This is a genomic window from Amycolatopsis sp. Poz14 (genome assembly GCF_006704225.1).
GTDB lineage: Bacteria > Actinomycetota > Actinomycetes > Mycobacteriales > Pseudonocardiaceae > Amycolatopsis > Amycolatopsis nivea.
Map to the genome: position 1 here is coordinate 1,860,266 of NZ_JACLHD010000001.1, position 21,897 is coordinate 1,882,162.

21 protein-coding genes and 1 tRNA gene are annotated in these 21,897 nt (G+C 69.1%); 17 read left to right on the forward strand and 5 right to left on the reverse strand.

Annotation, left to right across the window (positions count from 1 at the left end; all coding sequences use genetic code 11):
* The first annotated feature begins 67 nt into the window (after positions 1-67).
* On the forward strand, positions 68-1,396 hold the full coding sequence (locus tag FKO37_RS09265) for an NAD(P)/FAD-dependent oxidoreductase (protein WP_043836597.1): 1,329 nt from the start codon (positions 68-70) through the stop codon (positions 1,394-1,396).
* An 80-nt stretch (positions 1,397-1,476) separates the two neighbouring features.
* Positions 1,477-1,550 (forward strand) — tRNA-Leu (locus FKO37_RS09270).
* Between the two features lie 90 nt (positions 1,551-1,640).
* Here FKO37_RS09270 and FKO37_RS09275 read toward each other — a convergent pair.
* From FKO37_RS09275 to FKO37_RS09290, 4 genes are all read right to left on the reverse strand, one after another.
* Positions 1,641-2,186 carry an LppA family lipoprotein gene (locus FKO37_RS09275; protein WP_308196519.1) on the reverse strand — a complete coding sequence of 182 codons (546 nt, stop codon included), beginning with the start codon at positions 2,184-2,186 and terminating at the stop codon, positions 1,641-1,643.
* Between the two features lie 78 nt (positions 2,187-2,264).
* Positions 2,265-2,531, reverse strand: a complete 267-nt coding sequence (locus tag FKO37_RS09280) for a hypothetical protein (RefSeq protein WP_238604239.1) — start codon at positions 2,529-2,531, stop codon at positions 2,265-2,267.
* Positions 2,528-4,240 carry a GMC oxidoreductase gene (locus tag FKO37_RS09285; protein ID WP_238604240.1) on the reverse strand — a complete coding sequence of 571 codons (1,713 nt, stop codon included), beginning with the start codon at positions 4,238-4,240 and terminating at the stop codon, positions 2,528-2,530. The genes FKO37_RS09280 and FKO37_RS09285 overlap by 4 nt, the downstream gene beginning before the upstream one ends.
* A gap of 119 nt (positions 4,241-4,359) precedes the next feature.
* Entirely contained in the window at positions 4,360-5,601 is a 1,242-nt protein-coding gene (locus FKO37_RS09290) for a CdaR family transcriptional regulator (protein ID WP_238604241.1), read from the reverse strand.
* A gap of 121 nt (positions 5,602-5,722) precedes the next feature.
* Between FKO37_RS09290 and FKO37_RS09295 the strand changes: the two genes are divergently transcribed.
* The 7 genes from FKO37_RS09295 to FKO37_RS09325 all read left to right on the forward strand — a co-directional run bounded on the left by FKO37_RS09295 (position 5,723) and on the right by FKO37_RS09325 (position 11,516).
* On the forward strand, positions 5,723-7,132 hold the full coding sequence (locus FKO37_RS09295) for a fatty acid desaturase (RefSeq protein ID WP_238604242.1): 1,410 nt from the start codon (positions 5,723-5,725) through the stop codon (positions 7,130-7,132).
* The gene (locus FKO37_RS09300) at positions 7,129-7,320 is read left to right on the forward strand and encodes a ferredoxin (protein WP_134732381.1); all 192 of its coding nucleotides are present in this window, start codon (positions 7,129-7,131) and stop codon (positions 7,318-7,320) included. The genes FKO37_RS09295 and FKO37_RS09300 overlap by 4 nt, the downstream gene beginning before the upstream one ends.
* A 6-nt stretch (positions 7,321-7,326) precedes the next feature.
* On the forward strand, positions 7,327-7,869 hold the full coding sequence (locus tag FKO37_RS09305) for an RNA polymerase sigma factor (RefSeq protein WP_238604243.1): 543 nt from the start codon (positions 7,327-7,329) through the stop codon (positions 7,867-7,869).
* Between the two features lie 4 nt (positions 7,870-7,873).
* Entirely contained in the window at positions 7,874-8,062 is a 189-nt protein-coding gene (locus tag FKO37_RS09310) for a hypothetical protein (protein ID WP_238604244.1), read from the forward strand.
* A 115-nt stretch (positions 8,063-8,177) separates the two neighbouring features.
* Positions 8,178-9,431, forward strand: a complete 1,254-nt coding sequence (locus FKO37_RS09315; protein WP_238604245.1) for a carboxylesterase family protein — start codon at positions 8,178-8,180, stop codon at positions 9,429-9,431.
* Positions 9,428-10,654: an MFS transporter gene (locus FKO37_RS09320; protein ID WP_037820409.1), complete on the forward strand. Its 1,227-nt coding sequence runs from the start codon at positions 9,428-9,430 to the stop codon at positions 10,652-10,654. The genes FKO37_RS09315 and FKO37_RS09320 overlap by 4 nt, the downstream gene beginning before the upstream one ends.
* A complete protein-coding gene (locus FKO37_RS09325; protein WP_134667495.1) occupies positions 10,629-11,516 on the forward strand; it encodes an MBL fold metallo-hydrolase in 888 nt (295 codons plus the stop codon). Before FKO37_RS09320 ends, FKO37_RS09325 begins: the two co-directional genes overlap by 26 nt.
* A gap of 4 nt (positions 11,517-11,520) precedes the next feature.
* Here FKO37_RS09325 and FKO37_RS09330 read toward each other — a convergent pair whose 3' ends face one another.
* Complete coding sequence (locus FKO37_RS09330) at positions 11,521-11,907, reverse strand: VOC family protein (RefSeq protein ID WP_134667494.1); 387 nt, start codon at positions 11,905-11,907, stop codon at positions 11,521-11,523.
* A gap of 151 nt (positions 11,908-12,058) precedes the next feature.
* On the opposite strand from FKO37_RS09330, the gene FKO37_RS09335 reads away from it, so the two are divergent.
* From FKO37_RS09335 to FKO37_RS09370, 8 genes are all read left to right on the forward strand, one after another.
* A complete protein-coding gene (locus FKO37_RS09335) occupies positions 12,059-13,534 on the forward strand; it encodes an amidohydrolase family protein (RefSeq protein WP_238604246.1) in 1,476 nt (491 codons plus the stop codon).
* Positions 13,531-14,688: a M20 family metallopeptidase gene (locus FKO37_RS09340; protein ID WP_238604247.1), complete on the forward strand. Its 1,158-nt coding sequence runs from the start codon at positions 13,531-13,533 to the stop codon at positions 14,686-14,688. Before FKO37_RS09335 ends, FKO37_RS09340 begins: the two co-directional genes overlap by 4 nt.
* Positions 14,689-14,735: 47 nt before the next feature.
* Positions 14,736-15,614, forward strand: coding sequence for a GNAT family N-acetyltransferase (locus tag FKO37_RS09345; RefSeq protein ID WP_238608240.1), 879 nt, complete (start codon positions 14,736-14,738; stop codon positions 15,612-15,614).
* Positions 15,611-16,717: an o-succinylbenzoate synthase gene (gene menC, locus FKO37_RS09350; RefSeq protein ID WP_238604248.1), complete on the forward strand. Its 1,107-nt coding sequence runs from the start codon at positions 15,611-15,613 to the stop codon at positions 16,715-16,717. The genes FKO37_RS09345 and menC overlap by 4 nt, the downstream gene beginning before the upstream one ends.
* Positions 16,718-16,794: 77 nt before the next feature.
* The gene (locus FKO37_RS09355) at positions 16,795-18,447 is read left to right on the forward strand and encodes a CdaR family transcriptional regulator (RefSeq protein ID WP_037820415.1); all 1,653 of its coding nucleotides are present in this window, start codon (positions 16,795-16,797) and stop codon (positions 18,445-18,447) included.
* A 156-nt stretch (positions 18,448-18,603) separates the two neighbouring features.
* A complete protein-coding gene (locus tag FKO37_RS09360; RefSeq protein WP_238604249.1) occupies positions 18,604-19,491 on the forward strand; it encodes a serine hydrolase in 888 nt (295 codons plus the stop codon).
* A 119-nt stretch (positions 19,492-19,610) separates the two neighbouring features.
* Positions 19,611-20,999 carry a beta-lactamase family protein gene (locus FKO37_RS09365; protein ID WP_238604250.1) on the forward strand — a complete coding sequence of 463 codons (1,389 nt, stop codon included), beginning with the start codon at positions 19,611-19,613 and terminating at the stop codon, positions 20,997-20,999.
* Positions 20,996-21,889, forward strand: coding sequence for a serine hydrolase (locus tag FKO37_RS09370; RefSeq protein ID WP_238604251.1), 894 nt, complete (start codon positions 20,996-20,998; stop codon positions 21,887-21,889). The genes FKO37_RS09365 and FKO37_RS09370 overlap by 4 nt, the downstream gene beginning before the upstream one ends.
* Positions 21,890-21,897: the final 8 nt, after the last annotated feature.

Genomic DNA, 21,897 nt, shown 5'->3' on the forward strand with positions numbered 1-21,897 from the left:
GGCGATGCTGGTCACAGCGGGGTGGGGTACCCGAGCGGAGCCGCTTCGGAAGTGCGACTATAGGTACATGGCTGCTGCGAAGTCGGAACCGACTCGGATCCTCGTCCTCGGTGGTGGATACGTCGGCCTGTACACCGCGTACGGGCTTCAGAAGATGCTGCGCGCCAACGAGGCCTCCGTGACCGTCGTTGACCCGCAGCCGCACATGACCTATGCCCCGTTCCTGCCCGAGGCGGCGGCCGGCGCGATCGAGCCGCGGCACGTGGTCGTGCCGCTGCGCCGCGTGCTGAAGCGCTGCCACGTGCTGACCGCGCGGGTCACGAAGATCGAGAACGAGCGCAAGGCCGTCACGGTCGAAGCGGCCGACGGCCACATCGAGACGCTGAACTACGACGTGCTCGTGGTCGCGCTCGGCGCCGTCGCGCGGATCCTGCCGATCCCCGGCCTCGCCGAGGAGGGCATCGCCTTCAAGACCATCGGCGAAGCGATCTACCTGCGCAACCACATCATGACCAAGCTGGACGAGGCCGCCAGCACGCTCGACCCCGAGCTGCGCAAGCGCCTGCTCACGTTCACCGTGGTCGGCGGCGGGTTCGCGGGCATCGAGGCGCTGGCCGAGCTCGAGGACATGACCCGCTTCGCGGTCGAGAACTACTACCCGAACATCAAGCCGGCGGACATCCGCTGGGTGATGGTCGAGGCGGCCGGGCGGATCCTGCCCGAGGTGCGCGAGACGCTGGGTGTGTACACGGTGCAGCAGCTGGAGAAGCGCGGCATCGAGGTCTACCTGTCGACCGCGGCGAAGTCGTTCGAAAACGGCCACGTCGTGCTCTCGGACGGCACCGAGTTCGACACCGACACGATCATCTGGACCGCGGGCGTGAAGGCCAACCCGGTCCTCGCCGGCTCGGACCTGCCGCTCGACAAGCGCGGCCGCGTCGAGGCCACCGCCGCGATGCAGGTGGTCGGCCACCCGGACGTCTGGACCGCGGGCGACAACGCGGCCATCCCGGACCTGTCGCGCACCGAACAGGACCCGACGGCGACCTGCCCGCCGAACGCCCAGCACGCGGTCCGCCAGGCCCGCCTGCTGGCGAAGAACATCATCAAGGTGATCCGCGGCGGACAGCCGAAGGACTACTTCCACAAGAACCTGGGCGCGGTCGCGAGCCTCGGCCTGCACAAGGGCGTGGCGGACGCGCTGAACCTGAAGATCAAGGGCTTCCCGGCGTGGCTCTTCCACCGCGCCTACCACCTCAAGGCGATGCCCACGTGGAACCGCAAGATCCGCATCCTGTTCGACTGGATGCTGGGCGGCCTGTTCCGGCGCGAGGTCATCTCGCTGGGGCAGATCAACAACCCGAAGGAAGAGTTCAACCGGGCCAGCAAGGGCTGAGCGGTTTTCTGATGAAGCCGGGTCGTCTTCGGGCGGCCCGGCTTTGTCGTGTGCGGGGGCGGGTTCGCTAGGGTGGGTGGGCCCCCGTAGCCCAATTGGCAGAGGCAGTCGACTTAAAATCGACCCAGTGCGGGTTCGAACCCCGTCGGGGGCACCGTTATCGCCGCGCCCGGGTGTGCGCCGCCTGGTCGGTAAAGGTATGGACCACCCGGTCGGTGCGTTCGGTCGCCGGGCAGGTTTGCTGCTAATCGGGCTTGGGGCCGCCGCGGCGGTGTGCTTCCGCCGTCAGATGGCAGCCGGTCTCCACTCGTAGAGTGGTGTACTTGCCGGTTCCGAAGTGCAGGAGTGCGCCGTCGGGCTTGCCGTAGGCCACGGTGTGGGTGCCGGGTTGGTTGGTGAAGACCTTGGGCGTGGAGTTGAAGCCGTAGCCCGCGGCGATCTGGCCGACCAGAGCCTGGGCGCGGAGCCAGTCGTTGTCGGGCAGGTTGCCAGGCGAATCCCAGCGGGGCAGGCGCAACTCGCGACCGTCGGCGTCGAGACCGGGGTAGTCGTTGCCGCAGGTTCCTCCGCTGAGTTCGCCTCCTTGTTCCCAGGTGCGGCCGAATTCGGCGGTGAGCCGGTCGCGGATGGCGGCGGTCATGGCGGTATAGGTGGCTTTGGCCTGGTCGATGTCGGGGAGCTTCATCAGTTGGGCGTAACCCTCGGGGGCTGTCTGGCCGCAGCCGCCGGCCAGGGCTAGTGCGAGGGCCAATGCCGCGAGGCGGGCGGCGGATCGAGGGCGTAGGGGCACGAGACGTTTCTACCGTCTTTCGGGCCGTTGATAGTCGGGCCGAGCCACGAGCAGCGGTTCCGGCCGGGGATCGTGCGGTTACCGGGCGCGGCGGCCCCGCAGTTCGACCAGCCAATCCCGTACCTGGCGGTCGTCGTGCAGGTAGGCGTCGCCGGGGCCGTGGCGCAGGTCGATTCCGCAAAGAATGTCCAAGGCCCACCAGCTCAGCTCATCCCACGACAGACTGTCGTCGGTCAGCCAGCGGCAGGCCCATCGATCGACAGCGTCGCGGGTCATGCGTCCTTCGAGAAGTGCGACGAAATGTGCCTCGATCTCGTCGAGGTCCGGCTGCTTGCCAGCGGTCACTCGACAACCGTACGCGAGGGAATCAGTGCACCGGGAGCACCAGCCGGAACCACCGGATTCCGTGGCGCCACCGGCTCGACGCGTGCATACGGTGCGCCCAGCGGAGGCCGCCGGTCTTCCTCGTCGCGGTTGGGCCACAGGGACATCGCGCGTTCGGCTTGGGCGGTGATCGTCAGGGATGGGTTGACGCCCAGGTTCGCGGAGATTGCCGAGCCGTCGACGACGTGGAGGCCTGGGTGGCCGTGGATGCGGTGGTAGGGGTCCAGGACACCGGTTGCCGGGTCGGTGGAGATGGCGCAGCCGCCGATGAAGTGGGCGGTCATCGGGATGTTCAGGATTTCTCCGGTGGTGCCGCCGGCGATGCCGTCGATTTTCTCCGCTACGCGGCGGGCCGCATCGTTTCCGGCGGGGATCCAGGTGGGGTTCGGTTCTCCGTGGCCGGGGCTGGACGTCAGTTTGTGCCGCCCGGTGCGGGTGCGTTTGCTCGAGACCGTGATGGAATTGTCCAGGGTCTGCATCACCAGCAGGATGATGGTGCGTTCGGACCAGCGGCGCGGCGAGAACCAGGTGAGGTTGCGCGGGTTTTTGGCGAACGCGCCGAGCCAGGTGAGCCAGCGCGGGACTGGTTTGCCGCCGTCGGTGAGGGCGGTTTGCAGCAGCGACATCGCGTTGCTGCCTTTGCCGTAGCGGCACGGTTCGATGTGCGTGTGCTCGTCGGGGTGGATGGACGACGTGATCGCGACGCCGTGGGTGAAGTCGACGTCCTTGCGTTTCGATTTCGCGCCCAGGATGGATTCCGAGTTCGTCCGGGTCAATCGGCCTAGGCTGGCGGAGATTCGCGGCAGTGCGCCGGTTTCGCGGGCTTGGTGGAGAAGTTTCTGTGTGTTGTAGGTGCCTGCGCTGAAGATCACGTCGCGGGCGAAGAAGGTGCGCACGTTTTTGCGGCGGCGCGGCGATTTTCCAGTGCGGACTGCGGTGACGAGGTAGCCGCCGTCTGTGGGGCGGACGTCGAGCACTGTGGTCATGGGGATGATGTTCGCGCCGCGTTTTTCGGCTAGATAGAGGTAATTGCGGTCTAGCGTGTTCTTCGCGCCGACGCGGCAGCCGGTCATGCAGGAACCGCATTCGGTGCAGGTTTTGCGGGCTGGTCCGGCGCCGCCGAAGAATGGGTCTGGTACGGCGGTTCCGGCTGGGGTGTTCTTGCCGCCGAAGAAAACGCCGACTGGGGTGAGCCGGAAGGACGAGCCGACGCCCAGGTCGTCGGCGACTTCGCGGAGTACCTCGTCAGCTTTGGTGACAGTGGGGTTCTGGGTGACGCCGAGCATCCGGCGGGCCTGGTCGTAGTGCGGTTTCAGTTCGGCTTGCCAGTCGGTGACGTGCGCCCATTGCGGGTCCTCGAAAAACGGTGCGGGCGGTTCGTAGAGGGTGTTGGCGTAATTCAGGGAACCGCCGCCGACGCCTGCGCCGCCTAGGATGACGACGTCTCGGAGCAGGTGAATGCGCTGGATTCCGTAGCAGCCGAGCCGCGGTGCCCACAGGAAATTCCGGACATCCCAAGAGGTTTTGGGCAGCGTCTCCTCGGTGCGACGGGGGCCGGCTTCCAGTACGGTGACGTGATAGTCCTTTTCGGACAGTCGTAGTGCGGCTACCGAGCCGCCGAAGCCCGAGCCGATCACGAGGACGTCGGTTTCTTCGCGGGGGTCGTTCATCGTTGTCCTCGCAGACGCGGTGGCGAACTCGTTGCCCGGGAGTCTTCTCGCCAAGTCGCGTGCGGGCATCGGTCCGCGGACCGGGAGGTTGGGACGCGACTGGTCCCGCGGCACAAAAATCAGTCGACCGGCCGGAGCACTGCCGGACCGAGCAGCCGGCACGCCAGCAGTGCCACTTCGACGTCGATCCGTCCCTCGGACAGGGGACGGCCGCGTTCCTGCTCGGCCTTGCGCAGCCGGTACTGGATGGTGTTCTTGTGCAGGTGCAGCTCCTGCGCGGCGACCATCAAGCTGCTCCCGCTCGACAGGTACGCCCACACCGTCTCGCGCATCCGGTGGTGTCCCTCGTCGTCGTCGGCCAGGGCGCCGAGCACCGACTGGACCCAGCCCGCGACCGCCGACGGATCTGCCGCGACCAGCGCCAACGGTCCGAGTTGCGCCGCCGCGGTGACCGGGCGCGGTTGGGTTCGCTCGGTCATCTGCGCGACGGCTTCGGCTTGCCGGGCCTGCTGGTGGGTCGTGCGGAACCCGGCGAGTCCGCTCGCCGGGTCGCCCAGCGCGACGCGCACCGGATCGGGTGAGCCAGCGAGCGCGGCGGACACCGCGTCGAGGTCGAGCGTCGCGGCCGGGAACCAGGCCCACACGGTCGAGGCGTCCGGGGCGACGACCAGCGGCGTGGCACCCAGGGCGTTCGCGAGCAGGGCCGCGTGTCGTTCGAGGGTGGTCAGCCGGGTGCTTTCGTCCAGCTCAGGGCCGCACCACAGCACCGCGCCGACGTGCCGGTCCGAGAGCGCGTAGCCGAGGGTTTTCTCGACGTCGGCGGTGTCGACGGGCTTGCCGGACAGCGCTGCCTGCACCTTCGCGAGCCGGGCCGCGTTGCGGTGGCGCAGCCAGGTGTCGCGTTCCAGCTGGTAGGCCTCGACGACCTCTTCGGAGATCTTGTCGATGTAGGTGAAGGCGACCTGCGACAGTTCGGTGGCGGCGACCGCGACGTCCGCGGCCTCCACCGGCTCGGCGGCGATCCGGGCGATCATCTCCTGCTGGAAGGCCGCCTGGCCGAGCCGGTACGCGCGCAGCATCGCGGTGATCGGCACCCGCCGCTGGGCCAGCCGCCGGGCGAACTCCAGCGCGACCGGCGGCGCCCCGACGTCGACCGGTTCGGTCGCGCCGCCCAGCACGCTCAGCGCGGCGACCAGGTTCTCTCGCACCGTGCTGTCCAGCAGTTCGGCGGCCTGCGCGTCCGGTGCGAGCGAGGGCAGTTCGGCGGAGACCTCCGCCACGATCCGCGCGCGGAGCAGCGCGAGCTCGGCCAGGACCGAGTCCGCGACCTTGGCCAGCGTGGCGGCAGCCGTCGACGTCACAGGCAGCACCGTACGCCCGGTTCGTGCCCGAGACCCAACGCAGCCGAGCGTTTCGGTTTCGCGCACAGTGTCCCGCCGCCCGCGAATTCCTACCTTCAGGAAAACGACAGTGGAGGCCGCCATGAAGAAGTACCGCCTCGCCGGACCGAACGGCGAAACCGCCTGGCACGACCGGAAGCGGCACCTGTGGCTGCTCGGGCTCGTGGTGCCGCTGCTGCCGTTCGGCGCGATCGGACTGCACGCCGCGACCGGATCCGACGCGGTGCTGTGGCTCGGCCCGCTCGTCGTGCTGGTCCTCGTGCCGCTGATCGACCTCGTCGCCGGATACGACCACACCAACCCGCCGGACGAGGTGATGGAGGCGCTGGAGGAGGACCGCTATTACCGCTGGATCACCTACCTGTTCCTGCCGTTGCAATACGCCGGTTTCGTGGCGGGTGCGTGGATGCTCGCGCGCGGCGAACTGTCCGTCGGCGGCAAAATCGGCCTCGCGATCACGCTGGGCACGGTCGCCGGCATCGCGATCAACACCGCGCACGAACTCGGCCACAAACGGGAAAGCACCGAGCGCTGGGCCGCGAAAATCGCGCTGGCGCAATGTTTCTACGGGCATTTCTACATTGAGCACAACCGCGGGCACCACGTCCGCGTCGCCACTCCGGAGGATCCGGCGTCGAGCCGGTTGGGCGAAAGCTTCTACCGGTTCTGGCCGCGCACGGTCTTCGGTTCGCTGCGCAGCGCCTGGGGTGTCGAGCGGAAACGGTACGCCCGCAAGCAAACTCACCCGTTCCACCTCGGCAATGACGTGCTCAACGCGTGGTTGATGAGCGTGGTGCTGTGGGGCGTGCTGATCGCCTGGCTCGGCGTCGGAATCCTGCCGTATCTGGTGATTCAGGCGGTATTCGGATTCTCGCTGCTGGAGATCGTGAATTACATGGAGCACTACGGGATGCTGCGCAAGCAGGTCACTCACGGCGCCAAGATCCGGTACGAGCGGGTCACTCCGGCGCATTCCTGGAACTCCAACAATGTCGCGACGAATGTGCTGCTGTACCACCTGCAACGGCACAGCGATCACCACGCGAACCCGACGCGCCGGTTCCAGACCTTGCGCGACTTCAAGGAAAGCCCGGTTCTGCCGACCGGCTACACCGGGATGATGGTCGTCGCGCTGGTCCCGGCGTGGTTCCGCAAGGTGATGGATCCGCGGGTTTACCGGCATTTCGACGGCGACATCCGGCAGGCGAACGTGCAGCCGGGCAAACTTCCGTCGCTGCTGAAGAAATACCCGGTCGTCGCCGCTGCCGCGGACGAACCCGTCGCGGACACCCGGGCGAAGCTGGCCGACGACGTGGACGCCGCGCGGTGCCCTGGCTGCGGCTACATCTACCGCGTCGCGGAGGGCAACGAGCTGGAGGGCTTCGCCGCGGGAACCGCGTGGTCGGAGATCCCGGACGACTGGACGTGCCCCGATTGCGGCGTGCGCGACAAGGTCGACTTCGTGCCCGTGGTGCGGGAGGCGGCGTGCTGAAGATCGTCGCGGACCACGGCAAATGCGAAGGCCTCGGCATGTGCGAGGCGATGGCCGACCAGTTCTTCGAGGTCGGCGACGACGGAGTGGTGCAGGTCCTCGACGAGACCCCGCCCGAGGCGGAGCGGCACTTCGTCGACGCGGCGGTGCGCGCGTGTCCGGTCGCGGCGTTGCGGCTGCAGGATTGAGGCCCGGTGGAGACGGAACTGCTCGGGCGGGCGCGGTCTGGTGACCAGGCCGCGTTCGCCGTCATCTACCAGGAACACGCGCCGCCGGTCTTCCGCTACCTGCGGCTGCGGGTGCCGACGGCGACGGTCGCCGAAGACCTGACGAGCGAAGCTTTCCTGCGCGCGTGGCGGAAACTGCCGGACTTCCGGCCGGACGTCGGCTCGTTCACCGGCTGGCTGTACACGATCGCCGACAACCTCCTGCGCGACCACCGCAAATCGGCCCGCTACCGGCGTGAACTCCTCGACGGAAAAGACCACGACGGACCGGACCTCCGCGGCGGAGCCGACCGGCTCGCGCTGGCCCGCATCGAAGCGGCGGCGCTGCGGCGGTGCCTGGCCGACCTCAGCGAACCGCAGCGCGAGTGCGTGCGGCTCCGATTCTTCGCTGGACTGTCCGTCGCCGAGGTCGCCGCAACGATGAACAAGAACCCCAACAGCATCCGGGCGCTGCAGCACCGTGCGGTGCGCACGCTCGCGACGCTGCTGGCCGAGACCGAGAAGGCGTGAGGGCATGCACGGATTCCTTGAGATTTTCAAGATCATGGGACCATTGCTGGTGCTGATGCTGTGCCCGATCTGGCTTCCGCTGCTTGGAATGCTGATCGGGAAGCTCTCGGACGCCTTCTCCGGCGGCGGCAAGCGGGTCGAGCCCGCGCCGCGGGTGGCGCGGGCCGAGGCGGGGAGCCGCGTCGGGCGGTGAGGTATAGCCGGGCAAACATGCCTCGGGCGGCAAAGAGCATTGGTCAGGCATTCCGGACTTTCTTAGCCTGACAGCGGGTCGAAGGTGCCGGACACCCGCTCAAAGGAGAGCCGAGATGACCGAATGCCAGCCTGTCACTGCCCAGCCGCCGTCCGGTCCGGTCATCGGCGAGCACAGCGACGACGGTTTGCTGCGGTTCCGCGGCGTGCGGTACGGCACCGCCGAGCGGTTCGAGCCGCCGCTGCCGGCCGCGCCTCGCTCCGACGCCAGCCTGCCCGGGCCGATCTGCCCGCAGCTCGGCTCGCGTCTGGAAGCCGCGATGGGGCCGCCGCGGGATGAACCGCCGCAGTCCGAGGACTGTCTCAATCTTGCCGTCGTGACGCCTGCGCTGACCGGCTCACGGCCGGTACTGGTGTGGCTGCACGGTGGCGGTTTCCTGAGCGGAGGCGGCACCCTTCCCTGGTACGACGGAGGACGGCTCGCCGCGGACGGCGACGTGGTGGTCGTGTCGGTCAACTACCGGCTCGGGGCGTTCGGCTACCTGGTCTGCGACGGCGTCAGCGAGGGCAATCTCGGCCTGGCGGACCAGGCGCTCGCGCTTGAATGGGTGCGCGACAACATCGCGGCGTTCGGTGGTGACCCGGGCAATGTCACCCTCTTCGGGCAGTCCGCCGGCGCGCTGTCGACGCTTGCCTTGTTGTCCAAACCGGACAGTCGTCCGCTCATCCGCCGGGCGATCGTCCAGAGTTCGCCGGACCCCGGGATCATTCAGAAACGTGCGACGGCGCTGGAGATCGGCCAGTATTTCGCCGACGCGGTCGACGGCGACCCGGCCACCGCTTCGGTGGACCAGTTGCTGGCCGCACAGCAGCGCACTCTCCGATGGAACGCCGCGAAGGACCCGACGTCGACCCGGCCGCCGTTCGGGCTAGTCGATCTGGACGTGCGACTGTCCGATCCGTTGCCGGACTTGATGATCGGATACACCACGCGGGAGTGTGCGGCGTTCGCGATCGGGCTGCCGGACGAGGGGATCCGGCAAGCGATCCTGGACCAGACCGATCCGCTTTTCGGTCGTCCGGCGCGTGAGCTGGCACAGCAATACGGCGCGTACTCCTACGAATTCGACTGGGCTCCGGAACACGGCGGCTACGGCGCGATCCACTGTCTCGAGCTGCCGTTCCTGTTGGGCACTCCGGAATCCTGGCGGGGGAGCCCGATGCTGGGCGACACCAGCTGGGCCGAGGTCGAACGCCTCGGTGCCCAAATGCGCTTGCGGTGGACGGAATTCGCGCGATCGGGCTCGCCAGGACCGCGGAGCGGCGTCCGGATCGGGAATTCCCTTCAGACACTGGAGAACACGCCATGAGCAAGAGCATTCATTGGCCCGTCGTCCTGCTCTGCTTCCTCGCTGTCCTGCTGGACGGCTTCGACACCGCCGCACTCTCGTTCACGATCCCGACGCTGTCGCATGAGTGGGGTGCGGTTCCGGCTGCCTTCACCCTGCCGTTGGTGCTGACCAACATCGGGGTCGTCATGGGATACCTGGCCGCGGGTTACATCGGCGCCCGGATGAAGGCACGGTCCGTCGTGCTCACCGGCGTCCTGATCTTCGCGGGCGCGACCGTGCTGACCGCCGCGATCCTGCACCTGAAGTCCATGCCAGTCTTCGCGGCGGCACGATTGGTGACTGGCCTGGGCCTCGGGCTGGTGCTGCCCGCCGGGGTGTCGCTCGCGACGAAACACAGCGCGGAAGGCCGCCGGGAACTGGTCTCGGTCGCGGTCACCCTCGGGCTCGCTTCCGGGAGCAGCCTCGGTGGGTTCTTCGGCGGGAAACTGCTGCACAGCGTCGGGTCCGCCGGGGTCTTCTACGTCGCCGGGCTGGCTCCGTTGGTGCTGGCTGCGGTCATGGCCGTGGTGCTGCCCGCCCGCGAGCCGTCGGTGGAGAGCAGCGCGAAGCAGGAAGCCAAGGTGAGCAGGCTCTTCGGACCGGGACTGCGCCTGCCGACGTCGCTCATCTGGGCGTTCTCGTTCCTCATCTTCATCACCGCGTACGTCCTGATTTCCTGGGTTCCGACGCTGCTCACCGGATACGGTTTCGCGGCTGGCAAGGCCCCGCTGGGACTCGCGTTCCTCACCCTGGGCGGCATCGCGGGCGGCCTGGTGCTCATTCCGCTGGCCGCGCGGATCGGGATCGCCCGCGCGCTGATCCTCATGCCCGCGATCGGGGCGGTGTGCATGGTTCTCGTCGCGACCGTGCCGGTCGGCGAGACGCTGCTGTTCGTGCTGCTGGCCGGTGCCGGTTTCGGGGTCACGGCCGGGCAGATCGGCCAGTTGACCCTCGCGGTTTCGATCTATCCCGCCCGCACGCGCACCACTGGCGTCGGCTGGGCCGCGGCGCTGGGGCGGATCGGGTCGATCGTCGGACCGGGCGTCGCGGGTTTGCTGCTCGCGCTGGCGTTGTCGGCGCAGACGATCGTCCTGGTGACCGCCGTTCCGGTGCTGGTCGCAATCGCTTGCGCGGTGGGATTGAGCCGCGTGCGGCCGGCGGCGAGGAGGGAGCGCGATGGCGCACTGGTTCGATCTCGGTGACGTCGCGGTCGTTCCCCTCGTCGAGGACGACCGGCTGCTGATCGAGCCCGGGGAGTTCTTCCCGGGACTCGAACCGGACCTGTCCGACTGGTACGCCCAGGAGCCGTGGTTCGACCGGGCGGCGGGGAAGCTGGTCTTCGTCATCCAGTCGTTCCTCGTCTGCTCGGCGGACGAGGTGCTGGTGGTCGACGCGTGCGTCGGGGCGGGGAAGGAGCGCCAGCGCGCGGAGTTCGACCACCTGCCGGACCGATGGATGCGGCAGTTCCTCGCGACCGGGCTGCGGCCCGCGGACGTCGACGCGGTGGTGTTCACCCACTTGCACACCGATCACGTCGGGGCCGCCACTGTGCAGCGGGAACCGGTGTTTCCGGACGCCCCGCACTTCGTGGTCGAGGAGGAGTTCCGGTACTGGTCGAGCGAGGCTGGCGGGGCGGCGATGCGCCGGACTGGGGACTACCTGACCGACAGCGTGCTGCCGATCGAGCAGGCTGGACAGCTCAGTTTCGTCGCCCCGGATGCGGTGGTCGGCAAGCACGCCGAACTCGTACCCGCTGCTGGGCACACGCCGGGGAACGTGTGCGTGCGGGTGCGCGGCAGTGCCGGGACCATGCTGCTTGCTGGCGACACGATGCACCACGGGGTGCAGATCCGGCATCCGGAGCTGAGCACGAGGTACTGCGTTGATCCGGGGGAGGCGGCACGGGTCCGGAGCCGCCTGCTTGCGGCCGCGGAGGATTCGGTCCTGCTCCCGACGCATTTCCCGGCCCCCTCGGCGGGGCGGGTCCGGCGCGGCCGGGACGGGTACGGCTTCGAGTTCGCCGCCGATCTGCTCCGGTCCGGGCAGTTCCGCTACCGGGCGTAGCCGCTCAGCCGGGTACCGGGTCGACCCGGCGGCGGAGCAGGCAGAACACGTTCCCCTCCGGGTCCGCCAGCACGTGCCACGACTCCTCCCCGGTCTGCCCGACGTCGGCGGGCCGCGCACCGGCCGCGAGCAGGCGTTCCAGTTCGGCGTCCTGGTCCCGGTCGGTCGGGTTCACGTCCAGGTGCAGCGGCAGTTTCGCCGGCTTCGGGTCGGTGCTGCGGCTGAGGATCAAGGTGGGCTGCGGGCCGCCGAAACCGGCGTCGGGCGGGCCGATTTCGAGGTCTTCGCCGTCCCAGCCGAGTTCGACGTAGCCGAGGACTTCGCACCAGAAATCACCCATCCGTTGCGGGTCGGCGCAGTCGAGGACGAGTTCGGTGATCCGGCAGGCCATGTGCGCGAGCTTAAGGCCCGCGCGCACCCCGGCCCAGCGAATTCCGGTTTGTGCGCGCGGATAGATCTGCCGCCCCGGATTCGTCCGCGCGCACGAACGTACTGCCCGGGAAACCTCCTAGGGTCGCCAGCAGCGAGGCGAGGAGGCAAGCATGCGGACACTGCTGCGTGGCGGTCGCGTCATCGACCCGGCTACGGGCTTCGACGGTACGGCTGACGTGCTGGTATCCGACGGCGAGGTGATCGCGGTCGGACCGGGACTGCCGAGCGCGGACGACCAGGTCGAGATCGACGTCGCCGGGTACATCGTGGGACCGGGGTTCATCGATCTGCACAGCCACGTGCATTCGATCGCGGGACAGCGGCTGCAGGCGATGGACGGCGTCACGACGGCGCTCGACCTCGAGGCCGGGCTGATGCCGGTCGAACGGGCCTACGCCGAGGCCGCCGCGGCGGGGCGTCCGCTGCACTACGGCTTCTCGGCTTCGTGGGGTTCCGCGCGGGCGAAGGTGCTCGCGGGCATCGAGCCGGACGCGAACATCAACACCGGGCTTTCCGTGCTCGGCAATCCGGCCTGGCAGCGGTCGTCGTCGAAGACCGAGCTGGCCGCGTGGCTGTCCCTTGTGGAGGGTGAGCTGGCGGCGGGCGCGCTCGGCGTCGGCGTGCTGCTCGGGTACGCGCCGGCCAGCGATCCGGCGGAGTTCCTGGCCTTGGCGAAGCTCGCCAAACAGGCCGAGGCGCCGACGTACACGCACGTCCGCGAGCTGGTCGAGGTCGATCCGGGCACGCCTGCCGACGGGTCGGAGGAGATCGCGATCATCGCGGCCGAGACCGGTGCGGCGATGCACCATTGCCACGTCAACAGCACTTCCGGACGGCACATCGACCGCGTGCTCGCCGCGCTGGAGTCGGGCCGCTCCGCCGGGTCGCGGGTGACGGTCGAGGCCTATCCGTACGGTGCGGGCAGCACCGCGGTCGGCGCGGCTTTCATCTCGCCGGAGCGGCTGAAGATGAAGGGCCTCAACCCGTCGCGGGTGATCCTGCTGGAGACCGGCGAGCGGATCGCGGACGAGGGCCGGTTGCTGCAGGTCCGCGCCGAAACGCCGGGTGCGCCGTGCATCCTGGAGTTCCTCGACGAGCAGGACCCGGTCGACCGCACTCTGCTGCACCAGGCGCTGGCCTTCCCGGACTCGATCGTCGCGAGCGACGCCATGCCGGTGTACTGGCAGAACGGGGCGAACGAATCCACCGAATGGCCGTTGCCGCCAGGAGGGGCGACGCATCCGCGGACGGCGGGGACGTTCTCGAAGTCGCTGCGGCTGATGGTGCGCGAGGCTGGGGCCTGGACCTGGCTGGAGGCGTTCCGGCGCTGCTCCTACCTGCCGGCGCGGGTGCTTGACGAGGTCGCGCCCGGTGCGCGGACCAAGGGCCGGTTGGACGTGGGTGCGGACGCGGACATCGTCGTCCTTGATCCGGCCACGATCACCGACACCGCAACGTATTTCGACGCGACCCGGCCCGCGGTCGGCGTGCGGCACCTGTTCGTCGCGGGCACCCCGGTGGTGCGCGACGGGCAGCTGCTCACCGACGCGTTCCCCGGCCAGCCGCTGCGAGGTGAGCCGCGATGACCGAGTTCAATGTGGACGCTCTGCTCGCCGACATCGAAACGTTGGTGTGCTGTGAATCCCCGTCGTCCGACCTCGACGCGGTGGCGCACAGCGCGGACGTGCTGACCGGCGTCGGCAAGGCTTTGCTTGGCGTGGAGCCGGAGCGGATTGTCCTGGATGGACGGACGCATCTGCGCTGGCGGTTCGGTGACGGTCCGCCGCGGGTCCTGCTGCTCGGTCACCACGACACGGTCTGGCCGATGGGCTCGCTGGAGACGCATCCGTTTTCCGTGCGGGACGGGGTCTTGCGCGGTCCGGGCTGCTTCGACATGAAGACCGGCGTCGTGATGGCGCTGCACGTCGCGGCTTCGCTGGCAGACCGAAGTGGACTGTCCATTTTGGTCACTGGGGACGAGGAGCTGGGTTCGCCGTCGTCGCGGGGACTGATCGAGGAAGAGGCGCAGGGCTGCGCGGCGGCGTTCGTGCTGGAGGCTTCGGCGGACGGCGGCGCGATCAAGACCCGGCGCAAAGGCGTGTCCCACTACCGGATCGAGGTGATCGGACGCGCCTCGCACGCCGGTCTCGAGCCGGAGAACGGGATCAACGCCGGGATCGAGATCGCGCATCAGGTGCTCGCGGTTGCCGCGCTCGCCAGCCCGGAGCGGGGAACCAGCGTCGTGCCGACGGTGCTTTCGGCTGGTACCACGGTGAATACCGTGCCCGCCGCAGCCGCGGTTGAGGTCGACGTACGCGTGTGGGACGAAGAAGAACAGCTTCGCGTCGACCGTGCGGTTCGTGCGTTGCAACCGGTGTTGGAAGACGCACAAGTCCGGGTCACCGGCGGGATCAACCGTCCGCCGCTGGACGCGGTCTCGTCGGCCGCGTTGTACGGCCTGGCCAAGGAATTGGCTGCGGAACTGGGCTTGCCGGAACTGACCGAGGCGGCCGTCGGCGGTGCATCGGACGGCAATTACACCGCCGGACTCGGCGTGCCGACGCTCGACGGTCTCGGTGCGGTCGGCGGCGGCGCGCACGCCGATCACGAACATGTCCTGGTCGAGGAATTGCCGCGGCGGACGGCGTTGCTGGCCGCGCTGGTGGAGAACGTGCTGACGAAGGGGAGTCCGTCGGTTCCGACGAATCCGGCGGACGATTCTGGTCGAGCACGACGGTGACTCTTCGGGGGAAGCCGGGAAAGGATCATCCCGTGACGAATCTTGCGATGAACACGGAAAGACCCGTCGCGGCGGAAACGTGCGACGAAGCGGTCGCGGCCGCTCAGGCGGCGGCCGCCGCTTCGGGGGTCGAAGTCCGGGAAATCACCGAGATCGCGGAAATGACCGCGGTCGGGGTGCTGTTCGAGACGATCTGGCGGTCCGCGCCAGGAACCCGGCCGGTGACCACGGAACTGCTGCGCGCGCTGTCGTCGGCGGGGAATTACGTGGCAGGTGCGTTCGCCGACGGGGAAATGCTCGGCGCCTGCGTCGGCTTTTTCGGAAATCCCGGAAAAGGCAGCCTGCACAGTCACATCGCCGGAGTTTCCAAGGCAGGTGCCGGTCGCGGAATCGGGTACGCGCTGAAATTGCATCAGCGCGGCTGGGCGCTGGCGCAGGACGTCTCGGCGATCAAATGGACCTTCGATCCGCTGGTGCGCCGCAACGCCTATTTCAACCTCGGCAAACTCGGCGCGCTCCCGGTGCGGTATCTGCGGGACTTCTACGGGCCGATGGCGGACGGCATCAACGGTTCCGGCGACACCGACCGGCTGATGGTGTCCTGGGACCTGGCCAGTCCGTCCGTGCGGACCGCCGCGTTCGGCGAACCGATCCGCACGGACGCGAAGGTTTTGCTCGAGCAAGGCGCGGCAGTAGCGCTCGAAGTGGCCGCGGACGGCGGTCCGGCCGACGGCAAAGCGGACGCCCCGGTGGTGCTCGTCGGCGTCCCGCCGGACATCGAAGGCTTGCGCAGCACCGATCCCGGCCGGGCGGACGCGTGGCGGGCCGCGCTGCGCGAATCTCTCGGCGGGCTGATGGCCGACGGCGGCCGGGTGACCGGCTTCGACCGAGCCGGCTTCTACGTGATCTCCAAGGAGGAGCAGTGAAACTCAGCGGTGTGGAACTGCGCCGGGTGCAGATGCCGCTCGTCGCCCCGTTCCGGACTTCGTTCGGCACCCAGTCCGTGCGCGAGCTGTTGCTGCTGCGCGCGGTCACGCCGGCCGGCGAGGGCTGGGGCGAATGCGTGACGATGGCCGGGCCGGTGTACTCGTCGGAGTACAACGACGGCGCGGAACACGTGCTGCGGCACCACCTGATCCCGGCGCTGCTGGCCGCGGAAGACATCACCGCGGCGAAGGTGACGCCGTTGCTGGCGAAGTTCAAGGGCCACCGGATGGCCAAGGGCGCGCTGGAAATGGCGGTGCTCGACGCCGAACTGCGCGCGCACGAGCGGTCGTTCGGCGCCGAACTCGGCTCGGTGCGCGATTCCGTGCCCTGCGGCGTTTCCGTCGGGATCATGGACACCATTCCGCAGCTGATCGACGTCGTGGGCGGATACCTCGACGAGGGCTACGTGCGGATCAAGCTCAAGATCGAGCCAGGCTGGGACGTCGAGCCGGTGCGCGCGGTCCGCGAACGCTTCGGCGACGACGTGCTGCTGCAGGTCGACGCGAACACCGCCTACACCCTCGGCGACGCACCGCAGCTGGCCAAGCTCGACCCGTTCGGCCTGCTGCTGATCGAGCAGCCGCTGGAAGAGGAGGACGTGCTCGGCCACGCCGAACTCGCCCGGCGGATCCAGACGCCGATCTGCCTCGACGAGTCGATCGTGTCGGCGCGCGCGGCGGCGGACGCGATCAAACTGGGCGCGGTCCAGATCGTGAACATCAAACCGGGCCGCGTCGGCGGTTACCTGGAAGCGCGGCGGGTGCACGACGTGTGCGCGGCGCACGGGATCCCGGTGTGGTGCGGCGGGATGATCGAGACCGGCCTCGGCCGGGCGGCGAACGTCGCGCTGGCCTCGCTGCCGAACTTCACCCTGCCCGGCGACACCTCGGCGTCCGGCCGGTTCTACCGGACCGACATCACCGAGCCCTTCGTGCTGGACGGCGGGCACCTGCCGGTGCCGACCGGACCGGGACTCGGCGTGGCGCCGATTCCGGATCTGCTCGACGAGGTGACCACGGCAAAGGTGTGGATCGGTTCGTAGCCCGCTACGAATTCCGGAGGTAGATTTGGTCGGATCGGACCAGCCGGTCCGGGCGAGGCCGGATCTACCTTCGGGGGGTGCTGACACCGGTGCCGAGCAAGCCGCACACGAGTCTGGGACGCGTCCTCGAAGCGCTCGGGGACGTGCTCCTCGAACCGGTCGCGGTCGGCCGCGACACGCGCCGCCACCTCGGCGGGGTGGTGATCCACGATCCGCACGACGACGCGGAGTTCCCGGCGCAGGCGGTGGTCCTCGGCGTCGGGGTCCGCGAATCCGACGAGATCGTGCAGCTCGTGCACGCCGTCGCCGCGCGTGGGGCGACCGCGCTGGTCGTGCGGTCGCCGGTCGCCGCCTCGACGGAACTCGTGCGAGCGGCTAATTCCTCCGGGGTCGCGCTGCTCGGGCTCGCCAGCGGCGCGTCCTGGGCACAGCTGGCCGCCATGCTCCGCACGCTGCTCGCCGAGGGCGACGTCGGCGATGTTTCCCCGCAGACACTCGGCGGGATGCCATCCGGCGATCTTTTCGCCCTCGCCAACGCCATCGCCGCGCTGCTCGACGCGCCGGTCACCATCGAGGACCGCAACTCGCGCGTGCTCGCGTTCTCCGGCCGTCAGGACGAGGCCGACCCCTCGCGCGTCGAGACGATCCTCGGCCGCCAGGTGCCCGAACGGTTCACTCGCGAGCTGGAGAAGGACGGCGTTTTCGAGCGGCTCTACCGCGATCAGGGCCCGGTTTACGTCTATCCGGGAGACGGCTACGACAAGAAGATCGTCATGCCGCGCGCGGCGCTCGCGGTCCGGGCCGGTGACGAAGTCCTCGGGTCGATTTGGGCCGCTGTCGACAAAGAGCTAAGCGAAGAACGTACCGCGGCGTTGATCGACGCTTCGAAAATCGTTGCGCTGCATATGCTTCGGCTCCGCGCGGGCGCCGACGTCGAACGCCGGTTGCGGGCCGATCTGGTCAGCACCGCGCTCGAAGGCGGCTCGGGCGCGCAGGAAGCCATCGCGCGGCTCGGGTTGCTGGGGCAGCCGACGATCGTGCTCGCCATGGGCTTGCTCGAGGCGCCCGACGACGACCTCCGGCTGGTCGCGGAACGCCAGCGGGTCGCCGACGCGTTCGCCATGCACCTCAGCGCGGTCCAGCCCCGATCGGCGGTAGCGCTCGTCGGCGACGTCGCCTACGGCATCGTCCCGATGCCCGGGAACCACGGCGATTGCCGCGAACGCTCGGTACGCGTCGCGTCGACCTTCCTGGAACGCACCGGCCGCCGGGTCGCGGCGGCGATCGGCATCGGCCCGCTGGCTCTCGACGGATCCGGGTTGCGCGCGTCTCGCGACGGGGCCGACCGGGCGTTGCGCGTGCTGCTCACCAACGGCGGCTCGAAGCGGGTGATCGCCGCCGAGGACGCGCACATCGAGGCGCTGATGCTGGAGCTGGCCGACCTTTCCGCGGCGCGCGGCGACGTCGCGACGGGGCCGATCGCGCGGTTGCTGGAGTACGACACCAAACATCAGTCCCAGCTCGTGCACACGTTGCGGTGCTGGCTCGATTCGTTCGGGGACATCAGCGCGGCTTCGGCGGCGGCGTACGTGCATCCGAGCACGTTCCGGTACCGGTTGCGCCGGCTCGCCGAGGTCGGCGGGATCGACCTCGACGATCCGGGGGACCGGTTCGCGGCGATGGTGCAACTGCACTTGCTGCCGCGCATCGAGAAGCCCGAAGAGGCCTGAGTCTTGCTCTCCTGACGGGAAACGGACCGCGACCTTCCCGCGAACGCAGCAACCCCGGCCCCGGCCCCGCCGAGACAATGGGAGACCGGCAGGCGGCGATTCCCGGTTCACGCCAAGAACTTCCTGCCCGAAGTGTCCACTGTAGACAGGAGGGTCATGGCTACCGCATCCGAAACGATCGCCCGCCGCGCCGAGGAGGTCGGCGTCGAGGTCCGGCTGCACGCCGCCGAGGTCGACGGGACCCGAAGTCTCGGCATCGGCGAGGACGTCCCGGTCGTCCCCGCGTCGGTGTTCAAGGTCCCGATCGCGCTGGAGCTGGCGCGTCAGGCCGCCGAAGGAACGCTCGATCTGAGCGCCCCCGTCACCGTCGAACCCGGGCACCCGACGCCGAGTCCGTACGGTCTCGCCACCTTCCGCCACGAAGTCCGGATGTCCTGGCACGATTTGGCGATCCTGATGATCGGAATCAGCGACAACGTCGCCACCGACCTGATTCTCGCCGAGGTCGGCAAAGACGCGGTGAATAGCACGTTGCGCCGCCTGGGATTCACGCAGACCGTTGTGCCGCAGGACTGCGGCGAACTGCTCGCCACGATCGGCGAAGATCTCGGCGTCTCTTACGAGGACGACGAACGGGCGCTCGCCGAACTGACCTACGAACAGGTTTCCGGGTTGCGCGCGCTGCAACCGGAAAAATCCTGTCGCACTACCGCCGCCGAAATGACCCGCTTGCTGGGACTGATCTGGCGCGACGAAGCGGCCGCGCCGGAGGCGTGCGCGGACGTCCGCCGCTGGATGGAACTGCAGGTGTGGCCGCATCGCCTGCGTTCCGGCTTCCCGGACGACGGGATCCGCACGAGCGGCAAAACCGGCACGTTGCCCGCCGTGCGCAACGAGGTCGGCGTGGTCGAGTACCCGGACGGCGGCCGGTACTCGGTCGCCGTGTTCACCCGCGCCGAGGACTCCCGCTCCCGGGTGCCCGAGCGCGACGCGTTCATCGGTTTCGCCGCCGTGACAGCGGTGGAGTCGCTGCGCACGGCCTGATTCGTCGGAGCGGAGGAACTTTCCCCGCGCTCTCCTCGGTCCGGACGAACAAGTGACGTCCGCCACCGACCTAGCATTTCCGAAACGCCGGTCCACCATCCCTCGGACAGAAGGTGCACATGTCGAAAATTTCCGAAATCGAGACCTGGCTTCAGGAGAATTTCGCCGCTTTGCTGGCCAAGCATCAGGTTCCCGGAGCCGCGATCGCGGTGCTCGCCGACGGCGAGGTGATCGACCACGCGGCGGGCGTCGTGAACAAGGGCACCGGCGTTGAGTCCACTGTGGACTCGGTATTCCAGATCGGGTCGATCACCAAGGTGTGGACGACCACGCTGGCCATGCAGCTGGTCGACGAGGGCAAGCTGGACCTCGACCGGCCGGTGCGGGATTACCTGCCGGAGTTCGTGCTCGGCGACGACGAGGCCGCCGCGGCGATCACCGTCCGCCAGCTGACCTGTCACACCGCCGGTTTCGAGGGCGACATCTTCACCGACACCGGACCCGGCGACGACTGTGTGGAGAAGCTCGTCGCGACGCTGTCCGACGTGCCGCAGCTCTTCCCGCCGACTGAGCGGTTCTCCTACAACAACGCCGGCTACTGCGTCCTCGGCCGCGTCATCGAGGTGCTGCGCGGCAAGTGCTGGGACGACTGCGTGCGCGACCACCTCTTCGCGCCGCTCGGCCTGACCCACGCGGCGTCCGGTCCGTACGACGCGATCCGCTACCGCGCCGCGATCGGTCACGTCACCCCGAAGCCGGGCGACGACCCGGTGCCCGCGCCGGTCTGGGCGCTCACCCGCTCGAACTCGCCCGCCGGCTCGACGCTCGCGATGCGCCCGCGAGACCTGCTGACCTTCGTCCGGATGCACCTGAACGACGGCAAGGCCGACGACGGCACCCAGGTCCTGCAGCCGGAGTCGCTGCTCGCGATGCGCGAACCGCAGGTCGACGTGCCCTACCTCGGCATCATGGCCGCGCACTGGGGCCTCGGCTGGATGCTCTTCGACTGGGACGGCGGCAAGGTGATCGGCCACGACGGCGGCACCATCGGCCAGTCGGCCTTCCTGCGCGTGGTGCCCGAGCGCGGCGTCGCGGTCGCGCTGCTGACCAACGGCGGCGCCCCGCTGCACGTGTACCACGAGATCTACAGCAAGCTGCTCGACGAGCTCGCCGGGGTCACGGTCCCGCCGCTGCCCGTGCCGAACCCGGCGGCCGCCCCGGCCGACTTTTCCCGCTACGTGGGCGAGTACTCGTCCATGGTCGCCGACACCGTCGTCAGCGAGGAAGACGGCAAACTCTGGATGAAACGCACCCCGAAGGGAATCTTCGCCGAGATCGGCGCGCCTTCGGGGAAGGAAGAACTGCTGCCGTGCCAGGGCGACACGTTCGTCGCGAAAACCGAGCAGATGCCGGGTGTCTACATGGCACACGCGTTCGTCGGCGACGACGGCAACGGCCGCGCGCAGTTCCTCCACACTGGACGCGCGGACCGACGGGTCTCCCAGTGAGCGGGATCCGCGAGCGGATCGAGGCCGTCTTCGCCGACGCCGGCGCGGAAGGGTTCCTGCACGCCCGGGAAATCGGCGTGCCGGGCCCGGAGGTGTCGGCGGGCGGGGACGCCCCGGTCGTCCTCGCGTCGGTGTTCAAGATCCCGGTGGCGCTCGCCTACGCCCGCGAGGTCGCCGCCGGACGGCTGGACGACACCGAACGGACGAAGGTGACCGCGCGGTACCGGATCGGCGGCATCGGCACCGCGGGCTGCGCCGACGACGTCGAGATGAGCTGGCGCGACCTCGCGCACTTCATGCTCACGATGAGCGACAACGCCGCGACCGACGTGCTCTACCACCGGCTCGGTCAGGAAACGGTGGACCGGGTGCTGAGCGACCTCGGCCTCGAACGCACCCGGCTGATCGGCTGCTGCGAGGACCTGTTCGCGTCGGTCGTCTCCGATCTCGGCGGCACGCCGGAGTCCGATCTCGAGGCGCTGCTCGGCGGGGCCACGCCGGAGCAGCTGGACAAGCTGGCGGTCCGGGATCCGGAACGCACCACGTCGTCCACGCCGCGCGAGATCACCGAATTGCTCGACGCGATCTGGACCGACCGCGCGGGCGAACCCGAAGCGTGCGAACGGGTCCGCACGATCATGGCGCAGCAGATCTGGCCGCACCGGCTGTCGTCGGGCTTCCCGTCCGGCGTCGCGGTGGCGGCGAAAACCGGGACGCTGCCCGGAATCCGCAACGAAGCAGGCGTGGTGACCTTGGGGGACGGCCGCCGGTTCGCGGTCGCGGTGTTCACTCGCGCGCATTCTCTCGAAGACCGCCTTCCCGCGGTCGACGCGTCCATCGGCGCCGCCGCCCGGCTGGCTGTCGACCACCTCCAGAGCGCGACCCCGTAGGAGAAATC

Coding starts and splice junctions, on each gene's coding strand:
- FKO37_RS09265 (WP_043836597.1), top strand. CDS start 68: ATGGCTGCTGCGAAGTCGGAACCGACTCGGATCCTCGTCCTCGGTGGT.
- FKO37_RS09285 (WP_238604240.1), bottom strand. CDS start 4,240: ATGAACGACCCCCGCGAAGAAACCGACGTCCTCGTGATCGGCTCGGGC.
- FKO37_RS09295 (WP_238604242.1), top strand. CDS start 5,723: ATGAAGAAGTACCGCCTCGCCGGACCGAACGGCGAAACCGCCTGGCAC.
- FKO37_RS09310 (WP_238604244.1), top strand. CDS start 7,874: ATGCACGGATTCCTTGAGATTTTCAAGATCATGGGACCATTGCTGGTG.
- FKO37_RS09315 (WP_238604245.1), top strand. CDS start 8,178: ATGACCGAATGCCAGCCTGTCACTGCCCAGCCGCCGTCCGGTCCGGTC.
- FKO37_RS09320 (WP_037820409.1), top strand. CDS start 9,428: ATGAGCAAGAGCATTCATTGGCCCGTCGTCCTGCTCTGCTTCCTCGCT.
- FKO37_RS09325 (WP_134667495.1), top strand. CDS start 10,629: ATGGCGCACTGGTTCGATCTCGGTGACGTCGCGGTCGTTCCCCTCGTC.
- FKO37_RS09330 (WP_134667494.1), bottom strand. CDS start 11,907: ATGGCCTGCCGGATCACCGAACTCGTCCTCGACTGCGCCGACCCGCAA.
- FKO37_RS09335 (WP_238604246.1), top strand. CDS start 12,059: ATGCGGACACTGCTGCGTGGCGGTCGCGTCATCGACCCGGCTACGGGC.
- FKO37_RS09340 (WP_238604247.1), top strand. CDS start 13,531: ATGACCGAGTTCAATGTGGACGCTCTGCTCGCCGACATCGAAACGTTG.
- FKO37_RS09345 (WP_238608240.1), top strand. CDS start 14,736: ATGAACACGGAAAGACCCGTCGCGGCGGAAACGTGCGACGAAGCGGTC.
- FKO37_RS09360 (WP_238604249.1), top strand. CDS start 18,604: ATGGCTACCGCATCCGAAACGATCGCCCGCCGCGCCGAGGAGGTCGGC.
- FKO37_RS09365 (WP_238604250.1), top strand. CDS start 19,611: ATGTCGAAAATTTCCGAAATCGAGACCTGGCTTCAGGAGAATTTCGCC.